The following is a 252-nucleotide window of genomic DNA, read 5'->3' as shown; positions in this document are numbered from 1 at the left end:
AGGCGACGATCCGCTGGTATGGTTCGAGGGCAGCGGGCTTACCAACCGGCGCTATCTCTACGCCGACGAGCGCGGCTCGATCGTCGCGGTGACCGATGGGGCCGGCAATGCGCTGGCGATCAACAAGTACGACGAGTACGGCATCCCTGCCGCGGGCAACCTCGGCGCGTTCCAGTACACCGGCCAAGTCTGGCTGCCCGAGCTCGGCATGTACCACTACAAGGCCCGGATGTACTCGCCCACCCTCGGCCG

At 66.7% G+C, this 252-nt stretch carries 1 pseudogene; it reads left to right on the top strand.

Annotated elements, in window-relative coordinates:
* A pseudogene (locus SAZ04_RS22555) lies at nt 1–252 on the top strand (hypothetical protein); the annotation flags it as partial.

It is taken from the genome of Halalkalibacter lacteus, from assembly GCF_036663595.1.
GTDB classification, from domain to species: Bacteria; Bacillota; Bacilli; order Bacillales; family Bacillaceae_D; genus Halalkalibacter; species Halalkalibacter lacteus.
This window is presented reverse-complemented; position numbering and strand designations above follow the sequence as displayed.